Source organism: Pseudomonas sp. FSL R10-0399, from assembly GCF_009600165.1.
Lineage (GTDB): Bacteria > Pseudomonadota > Gammaproteobacteria > Pseudomonadales > Pseudomonadaceae > Aquipseudomonas > Aquipseudomonas helleri.
The window spans coordinates 1-7,159 of the sequence record NZ_WIWK01000181.1 but is presented as its reverse complement, the minus strand read 5'-3'; the positions used below and the strand labels follow the sequence as shown (position 1 = coordinate 7,159).

The window sequence follows — 7,159 nt, the reverse complement described above, 5'->3', positions numbered from 1 at the left end:
GCACCCAGGGGCGCCCGGCGTCATGGGCGGCGGCCACGGCCAGGCGCATGCCTTCGACCTGAGCCGTGTTCGGCGTACCGAGATTAATCAGCACCGCCCCGGCGATGCGCGCAAAATCAGCGGCTTCTTCCGGGTTGTCGACCATGGCTGGCGCGGCACCGGCGCTGAGCAGCACATTGGCCATAAAGTTGGCCGACACCACATTGGTCAGGCACTGCACCAGCGGCGTATTGGCCCGCAGCGCCGCGTGCGTGGCGATCACAGACTCAATAGTCGGGGCAGCAAGGGCAGGGGAGTGATAGCTCATAAACACCTTCGTTGATAAACAGTTGAGCGCAATTTTTTTGTAGTCGCTGACGAGGTACGAAGGCTGCGATGCGGGCAGCAGGGCCGCCGTTTGGGGTCGCTGCGCAACCCATCGCAGCCAAATGCTTGGCAGCGAATACAGGTTTTCTCTCGTTTTAAAACACATGAGCCAAGCGCAAATTCAGTTGATAGTCGCGTTCAAACCCGCCGCGAACGTTCAGGTCCCTGGCCAGCGTCACCTGCACCTGATCCTTGGTGGTGACGTTGGTGGCGTACAGTGCGCGCCACTGATCAACCCGTGTGCGGGTACCGTTGTCCACGCCGTCCAGCTGTTGCGCGCCGCCCCAAGTGTGGGAGTAGCCGATTGACACATGGGACGTGTCAGTCGGGTGATAACTCAACCAGTTGATCACCTGGTAAGAGCGGTCTTGTTTGAGCGTCTGATCACCGCCACCGGCGTCCGTGTTTTTGCCGTACCAGGTGATGTCGCCGATCAAGTCCCAGCTCCAGTATTGCCCGAAGCCCTGCACAAAGCCGCCCTGCACAATGCCCTTCCAGCGGTTTTCACCCAGGTTGAAGGCTTCGTGCTTATCGTAAGTGCCGGTGGGCGCGACGATAAACGGCGAAATACCAAACCAGCGGCGCGCCTGCGGGTTGTTCACCAACCACACCGTTGAGGTCAGTTGCACGTCACCGATACCGCTGTTGCCATCAATGGACTGGCCGCCGATTTTGGCGTCATGCAACTGCCCGAACGGCAACACCACTTGCGGGTCAATCGTGTAGCCGAACACCTCCATAAAGTGCACGTAACGCAAAATGCCAATGTCAGACCTGAACCGATTACTGCCGTCGACTTTATTACCCGATGCATCGCGGTAAGTGTCGGCCGACGAATGTTGGTAATACAACAGCCCCAGATCAGTGCCCGGTGGCGCGGCAATGTAATCACCCGGATCGGCTTCAGCCGCCTGCGTCTGTTGGGTGATGGACAGCAGGCTGAACAGCGTTAACGGTAAGGTGTAGGTCTTCTTTTTCATGGGTTTATTGAAACGTCTGTCGTCATGTTTACGGGGATGTGGAAATCCGCAAGGGCGACGGTTGTTTCCTGTGGTGATCAGCGTACGCAGGCCGTGCTTATAATCAAAATCACATTTATCACTAACGATAGTGATATAAAAAAGCTGTCCATATGCCGCAAATACATAAGCTTATGACTTTAAATTTAAGCCGCGTGCTGCGTTGACAGCCACGAAACAGGCTCATTAGTCTTCGCCCAATCTGAACAGAGGTAGACCCCGTGGCCCTGAAAGTTTTATGGTATTTGAGCTTTGCCGACGGTACTTATCCGTGGTGCCCGGGCGGGTTATATCCGATTGATTTCGAGCGTTATCGAACGCTGGCGCAGACCATTGAACAGGGCGGGTTTTATGGGGCGCATGTTGCAACTTGGCCGAATGATCCTTTTATATCGGCCTCGTTTGCGGCTAGTTATACCCGGCGCATCAAGTTCCTGATTTCTTTTTATTCGCGCATGGTCCCGGCCAAGTTATTGGCCCAACAAGCGCTCACGTTTGACCAACTGACCCAGGGCCGGTTGTTGGTCAATCTAGTCAATGGGCGTGACAACATCATGCAGGGCTACGGCATTACCACCTCCCATGCCGACCGCTACACCCTGGGCATTGATTACTGGCGCAAGTTTGCTTTTTCGTATGCCCAGGGCAGCAAAACCTACTTCCCGAATACCCCGCTGGAAATCCACCCGCAGCAAAAAGACGGCGTGCAACTGTGGGGCACGGGGGATTCAACGGCGGGCGTGGCCCACGCCGGCGAGTTGGTCAACGTGTACATGACCATGCTCCGTGAAGTGGCGGTAGTGAGCGAAAAGTTTCATAAGGCGCAACAGGCGGCGCAGGCTGCAAAGCGCCAGTTCAGCGGGCTGGGCGCCTTGGCCAGCGTGGTTGTAAGGCCGACTGACAGCGAGGCGCTGGCGCACTTTTATGCGATGTTCGAAGCTACCGGCGTTGAGGTGTTGCGCGACAAAATAAACGAGTCAATCGTGCGGCGCAGTGGCGGCAAGTTCAACTTTGCCACCTTTGTCGCCCCGGATGCCAAGCGTGCCGGTTGGCTTGCCCGGCTACGTCAGCGGCAACTGCCGAGCCTCGAAGAATTGCGCCTGGAAAACAACCTGTACGCCGGGATTACGGCCTGGTCGACGCTGGATGTATTCGGGACTGGCTCATCGTCGGCGTACCTTGTCGGATCGCCCGACAGTATCGTCAACACACTCAACCGTTATCAACAAAAAGCCGGACTTAATGTCATCAGCCTGTCGGGTTGGCCCTTGCAAGAAGAAGCCGATTACGTGGCTAAGTTGCTATTGCCCCGACTCAGTTAATTAACAACTATGGATCTAAGGTGCTGCTAAAAGTTTATAAACAATTTTTTACAAGTGTTGGGAAACAAACACGTGTTCGGCAGTAGCGCTGTAACGCAACAGTCGCACTTACAACATTAAAACCCTAAACACCCGCAAATAAGGCACTTGGCCAGTTGGCACGTTCGCTGCAATAGCGTTGTTATCGTGAGATTGACTATGCCAATAGAAACTCGCCTATTTTCTATTCAGGTGGGGTAATAATTTGAAACGCGTGCACTTGGCTACTTCTGCCGTTTTACGGCATTCCTCCTTATTCGCTGTCAGCAGCGCCTTATTAACCCTTGCCCCGTTTGCCCTGGCCGATGACGCCAGCCCGAACGGCGAGCGACGTCTGGGCACGGTCACCGTGCAAGCCGCCCAACAAACCGAGGTGCAAGCGGCCAAAGCCAAACTCGACGAAGTGGCCGGCGGCACCAGCCTGGTCACTCAGGCAGAAGTCGAAAAGGGTCGCTCGGCCACCCTGGAAGACACCCTGGCCTATCAGCCGGGCGTGTATGCCCAGGCCGCGGGCGGCAACGATGCGATCAAGATCTCGATTCGCGGCTCCGGGGCCAACACCTCGCCGGGGTATTTTCGTGAAGGCACCAAGTTCCTCTTTGACGGCCTGGCGCTGACCGGCGCGGGCGGTACACCTTATGAGTTGCTCGACACCCAGGGCCTGAACTACACCGAAGTGCTGCGCGGGGCCAACGCTTTTGAATACGGCGCCTTGTCGTTGGGCGGCGCCATCAACTTTGTCACCAACACCGGGCTGACTGCGCCGGGCACGCGCATCAAGGTCGAAGGCGGCAGCTTCGGCTGGGAAAAAGAGACCCTAAGCACCGGCGGTGTGGTGGGCGATGCCGACTACTTTGTCAGTGTCGACAACTCCAGGCGCGACGGCTTCCAGGACTTCACCTACACCAAGGCCAAGGGCATCGTCAGCAACTTTGGTTACCGCTTCAGCCCCAAACTGGAAACCCGCGTGTACCTGCGTTATCGCGAGGAATACCACGAAAACTCGGGCCAATTGACCCTGGCCCAGTTGAAGAAAAAACCGTCGCAAACCAACATCGCCACCCGTGACACGCGCGGTGATTCAACCAAGCTCGGCTCCACCTGGATCGGCAGCAAAACCACTTATACCTTCGACGATGACGCCAAGCTCGAAGCCGGGCTGGTGTACCACGACTACCCGCAGATTCTTAGCCGCAAAAGTACCGTCAACCCCAACTACTGGGATTGGCGCGACATCAACTACTCGCTTAATTACACCCGCACCGATCACCTGTTTGGCCTGTCCAGCACCAGCACGGCGGGCTGGACCAGCACTCAGCACATCAATGCTGGCGTGCGTACCTACAAAGGCAATAAAGACCTCGGCATCCTGCAAAAAGACGTGAAGTACGACGGCTCGTTTGACCACGTGTTCAGCCTCGGCAACGACCTGGGCCTGACCGACAACCTGTACCTGTCTACCGGTGTGTCGGCGATCCAGATCAAGCGTAACGTCAAGGTCTCGTACAGCGACCGCCCCAACACCAGCGGCCTGCCGAGCGAGTACCTCTACGATGAGTGGCGATTCGCCCCGCGTATTGGCCTGCGTTATTACATCGCCCCCGACGTGCAACTGTTCGGTAACGTCAGCCGCACCATCGACCCACCCAGCTCCTGGTCGATTTCCGGCTCGGGCGTCACCACCAACTACACCAAGCCACTGGTGCCACAAACCGCCAACACCGTGGAGTTCGGCATCAAGGGCAAATACGGCATCTTCGACGGCAGCCTGGCGTTCTATAAGTCGTGGGTGAAAAACGAGCTGCTCAACGTTCAAGTACTCCCGGCCACTGCCACCTCGGCTGCCGTGGTGTCTACCTCCAACGCCACACCGACCATTCACCAGGGTATTGAAGCCGGCTTGAGCACCCGCCTGTGGGAAGGCGCCAACGGCGACACCTTGAACTGGCGTCAGGCGTACACCCTCAACGACTTCCACTACGACAACGACCCGCTGTTCAAAAAGAACGAACTGCCGGGCTTGCCCAAGCACATCTACCAGGCCGAGTTGCAGTACCAGTTTGCCAACGGTTTGTATGCCGGGGTCAACGTGCGCACCGCGTCCAGCACCGCCGTGGACTACGCCAACAGCTTCTATGCGCCGTCCTACACCCTGTGGGGCGCACGCTTTGGCTTCGACGATCCGGGCAAAACCTGGCAGGTGTACCTGGACCTGAAAAACCTCACCAACAAGGCCTACGTGACTGCCGTGGCACCGTCGTATGACGTGCAGGGCAAAGACACGGCGGTGCTCTACCCCGGTGATGGTTTCGGCGCCTTTACCGGCGTGACTTACAACTTCTAAGCCTGCGCAGCCAGCGTCGCGAAGTACGCGGCGCTGGTGGAGGAAGCACATGACCCTGACCACAAGGCTTGCCCGCCTGGCGCTGATCGCCGGTATCGGGCTGCTGGGCGCCTGCAAACCGGCCAGCGAAGCGCCGCGCGCCATCGTCGTCAATGCCGATGCCAGCGCCAGCCAACCCGATGACTACCGCGAAAGCAGCCCCGGCAAACCGGGCGGCACGCTGCGCCTGTCGACTTCATCCGACACCACCACGCTCGATTTGCATTCGATTTCCCACGGCAACACGCAATGGCTGGGGCGCATCCTGTTTGACTGCCTGGTGTACCAGGACGAGCAGGGCAACATCACCCCTTGGCTGGCCAAGTCCTGGGAGATTTCGCCAGATGGCAAGACCTACACCTTTCATCTTCGTGACGACGTGACCTACAGCGATGGCGAAAAATTCAACGCCCGCGCGCTACAGCTCAACCTTGAACACATGCGTGACCCCAAGACCAAATCACCGCTGGCGGCGGCTTACATCGCCCCGTACGTGGACGGTCGCATCATTGATGAGTACACCTTCGAAGCGCACCTGCGCGAACCCTATTCACCGTTTCTCGATGTGCTGGCGCAGTCGTACCTGAGCATGCTGTCGCCGCGCCAGATCGTCGAGGCGCCCAAATCCATCGCCGAACACCCCATCGGCACCGGGCCGTTTGTGCTCGAAAGCTATACCCGCGACCAAGGCCTGAACTTCGTCAAGCGCAAGGGCTACCACTGGGCACCCGAAGTCACCGGGCATCAGGGCGAGGCCTACCTCGACCGCCTCGAAGTAAGCATCGTGCCCGAGGCGATGATTCGCTTCAGCTCGCTGGAGTCGGGGCAGTCCGACTTCACCGTCGATGCGCCGGCGCAAAACGCCAAGGCCATCCGGCAAAACCCCGATTTGCACATCCGCAGCCTGATCCGCAAGGGCAACCCGTTTCGCAGCATGCAGTTCAACACCGAGAAGTTCCCGTTTCAGGACGTGGTGGTGCGCCGTGCCGTGACCAAAGCGGTTGATCGCGATGGCATTGCCTGGATCGCCGGTTTTGGCGAGTACCAGCCTAAAAGCGATTTTCTGGCCAGCAACACCCGATTCTACGACCCGGCCTACAAAGACGTGCTCAAGTACGACGTGGCCGAAGCCAACCGTCTGCTCGACAGCGCCGGTTGGGAGCAGCGCGACGCCGAAGGTTACCGGGTCAAAAATGGCCAGCGTCTGGCGGCCGAATTGCTGACTTACGAAACCGGTGCCTACCCCAGCAGCATTGCCGTGGCGATTCAGGCTGACCTGAAAAAGGTCGGCTTCCAGTTGACCATCGACATCGCGCCGCTGCCGCTAATCCTCGAAAAACGCTATGCCGGCAACTTCCAGGTCATCGCCGCCGGCTACTGGCACACCAACACCCCGGACGGCCTGTACATCCTCTACCACAGCAAATCCATCAGCACGCCGAGCTTTATCGGGCAGAACATCGGCAGCTTTCGCGACGAGCCACTGGACGTCGCCCTCAGCGCCGCACGGCAGACCACCGACCCGGTTGAGTTGCAAAAGCTGTACAGCATCGCCCAGCAACGCCTCGCCGAAAACGTCCCGGCAGCGCCGGTGTACGAGAGCCACGTGCTGGTGGCCTACCGCAACGCGGTCAAGGGCTTGATCTTCGACACCTCGCATAACACTCCGATTTTCACCACGGTCTGGCTCGACCAGGAGGCCAAATGAATCCGCTGCGCCTGATCCTTCGTCGATTGTTGTCCGGCATTGGCGTGCTGTGGGGCGCGGCAACCCTGACCTTTCTGGCCATCAACCTGAGTGCGGGCGACCCGGCGATGGCCATTCTCGGCGGGCCAGGGGCCAACCCGAGCGCCGAATTGATTGCCCAGGTGCGCGCTGAATACGGCCTCGACCAACCCTTGATCGTGCAATACGGCCAGTACCTGGGGCGCCTGGCCCAGGGTGACTTGGGCGACTCGTACAACTTGCGCAGGCCCGTGGGGCAGGTCATCAGCGGGCAACTCGGCGCCACCGTGCAACTGTCGCTGAG

5 protein-coding genes and 1 pseudogene are annotated in these 7,159 nt (G+C 58.6%); 4 read left to right on the top strand and 2 right to left on the bottom strand.

The window, feature by feature from the left end; genetic code table 11:
• A partial coding sequence (locus GHO41_RS28025; RefSeq protein ID WP_178126601.1) for a hydroxyethylthiazole kinase occupies positions 1-307 on the bottom strand: 307 nt, incomplete at its 3' end.
• A gap of 154 nt (positions 308-461) precedes the next feature.
• Positions 462-1,346: a transporter gene (locus GHO41_RS28020; RefSeq protein ID WP_153435232.1), complete on the bottom strand. Its 885-nt coding sequence runs from the start codon at positions 1,344-1,346 to the stop codon at positions 462-464.
• A 260-nt stretch (positions 1,347-1,606) separates the two neighbouring features.
• On the opposite strand from GHO41_RS28020, the gene GHO41_RS28015 reads away from it, so the two are divergent.
• The 4 genes and pseudogenes from GHO41_RS28015 to GHO41_RS28000 form a co-directional block, all read left to right on the top strand.
• Positions 1,607-2,707 (top strand): LLM class flavin-dependent oxidoreductase, encoded by a 1,101-nt coding sequence (locus tag GHO41_RS28015; RefSeq protein ID WP_218580284.1) that lies wholly within the window; start codon positions 1,607-1,609, stop codon positions 2,705-2,707.
• A gap of 253 nt (positions 2,708-2,960) precedes the next feature.
• Positions 2,961-5,090: a TonB-dependent receptor family protein gene (locus GHO41_RS28010; RefSeq protein ID WP_371929064.1), complete on the top strand. Its 2,130-nt coding sequence runs from the start codon at positions 2,961-2,963 to the stop codon at positions 5,088-5,090.
• Positions 5,091-5,139: 49 nt separating this feature from the next.
• The gene (locus GHO41_RS28005) at positions 5,140-6,837 is read left to right on the top strand and encodes an ABC transporter substrate-binding protein (protein ID WP_153435230.1); all 1,698 of its coding nucleotides are present in this window, start codon (positions 5,140-5,142) and stop codon (positions 6,835-6,837) included.
• Positions 6,834-7,159: pseudogene (locus GHO41_RS28000) on the top strand (ABC transporter permease); the annotation flags it as partial. The gene GHO41_RS28005 and the pseudogene GHO41_RS28000, both read left to right, overlap by 4 nt.